This is a genomic window from Rhodanobacter caeni, from assembly GCF_039523575.1.
Classification (GTDB): domain Bacteria; phylum Pseudomonadota; class Gammaproteobacteria; order Xanthomonadales; family Rhodanobacteraceae; genus Rhodanobacter; species Rhodanobacter caeni.
In genome coordinates this window covers 1-1935 of the sequence record NZ_BAAAFO010000008.1, presented here as the reverse complement: position 1 = coordinate 1935, position 1935 = coordinate 1, and the positions used below count along the sequence as shown (strand labels likewise).

Below are 1935 nucleotides of genomic sequence, written 5' to 3'. Positions count from 1 at the left end.
CGCCGAACGTGGCAGCAGGGCGAAGTTGGGGAAGTTGTTGTATGCGCTTGCTCCGGAGGGTTTGACGCTACGGGAGTCGAACAGCTCCCAGGCAGCCTGGGCATGGGGCAAACCGCTGTCGGCAGCGGCGGCCACACCAATCTGGAAGTTGGCCGGGAACCCTGTGTTGGAGTAGGGATAGCCTGCCATCTCTCCTGCGCCGATGGTCTTTTTGGCGGAGGTTCCGAGCGCTGCCCGCATCGCCGCCGAGTTGCAGGCCAGGCCCTTGAGGTCAGGGAACGTGGCGGCATAGGCGGCGCTGTAGGAGGGCAACCAGCGTCCGGCATCATCCTTGACCTGGACGTTGTAGGTCGAGGCCAGCAACCAGCAATAGCCCTGGCCGGACCCGCTCTGCCAATCGGTCATCAAGCCGATTTCAAACCGGGCCAGCCAGTCGCGGAACGCGCCCGCCCCCGCAAACCCCAACTCGCTGGCATGGTTCGCCGACCAGGTGAGGAAGTTGTGCTGCCACGGCGCCATGGCGTTCTTTTGACCGCCATGGATGCTGTAGATGGCGCCATCGTCCATCAGCCCCAGCGGGTTCGCCTCGGGATTGTGGGTGTATCTGGCGTTCCAATCGGCCAGGGAATTCTCGACGTTAGCCGTGAATTCAGCCTTCAGCGGATGGGCTTGTGGCAGCAACCAGGCGGCATCGGCCATTTCGCGCAAGACCCATGCCTTGCCGCGCACCTGGCTGTGCGACCGGTCGATCAAACCCTTGTCATAGCCGCGATACGCTTCATTGGATACCAATTCGTTATAGGAAGCTCCATACGCGAGTTCGGACATGTAGTAGTAGTCGCCGGTTACCAGGTAGGGCAGATAGGCTCCGGAGGGCTGATGGGCGTTGTCCCATAGGTAAGGATTGCCGGTGCGGTAGTAGAGCGGGCTGCACGTGCTGACGACCGCGTTGTTGATGCAGTTTGGCAACAGGTCTGCCTTGTAGGCGGCCGCCTTGGTGCTGCTGCCGGCCGCTACCTGGGCGGCATAGGCCCAGTCCAGAAGCGTGACATTGGGATGCTTCTGGATGCTGACCGGATAGCCCGTCTGGTGGTCACGGTAATGGCTGCTGTAGGCACCCAGCGCATCGGTGTTGGCCAGCATCCAGTTGTAGGCGCGCACGTCGGGGTGAACGATGTAGACGCTGCTCCAGCGCGGAAGCGGGCCGATCGAGGCCTGTGCGCCGGCGTTGCCCATGTGATCGGTCTGGTCGCAGTGATCCAGCGGCGCGCAATCCTGGCGCAGGCCGGCCAGGAACGACTCGTCGGGGGTCAGCGGCATGTAGCGGGAGACGGCCTTGCTGGCCTGGATGTACTGGGTGTCCTGCTGCAGGTAGACCTTGGGTTGGGCGTTGTTCCACCACAGCGGCTTGTGCCAGCGGGTATAGGCGTATTGGGTGAGCGCGGGGCTGGTGTAGCTGGCAGTACCGGAGGTGAGCGTGGCGGTGTACTGCGGCTGCACCTGGGGCGCGAAGGCGGACGTGTTCTCGACGATGATGTCGGTGCGGATGTTGCCCACCGAGCCGGGCGTGGCGCCGGCGTAGGCGCGCACGGCGAAATACACGCGTAGGGCCGGGTCGACCGTGCCGTCGGCGGCCTTTACCGGGCCGTTGACCACCCACTCGCTGGCCAGCGGGCCGGAAAGCCACACGCTGCACGACGCGCCCCACGGCTTGCATGCGTTCGTGCTGCTGGCCGACTGCAGCAACTGGCGGGCATTGACGGTGTAGGGCTTGCCGTTGAGGGTGAGCGCCACCTGGGCGTCGTAGCTCGTCGCCAGCAGTTGCGACAAGGTGACGTCACCGGCGGCGGGCGCCGGGCCGGCGCTGGCCGACAGCGCCAGCGGCAACGTGGCGCTGCCCGGCAGCGAGGACACCATCGCCGTGATCACGGCATG

Annotated in this window: 1 protein-coding gene; it reads right to left on the bottom strand. The window is 65.0% G+C overall.

What is annotated here, in order from left to right; translation table 11 throughout:
- Positions 1 to 1935 (bottom strand): hypothetical protein (locus ABD017_RS16700; RefSeq protein WP_343883952.1); only part of this gene is annotated, 1935 nt, incomplete at both ends.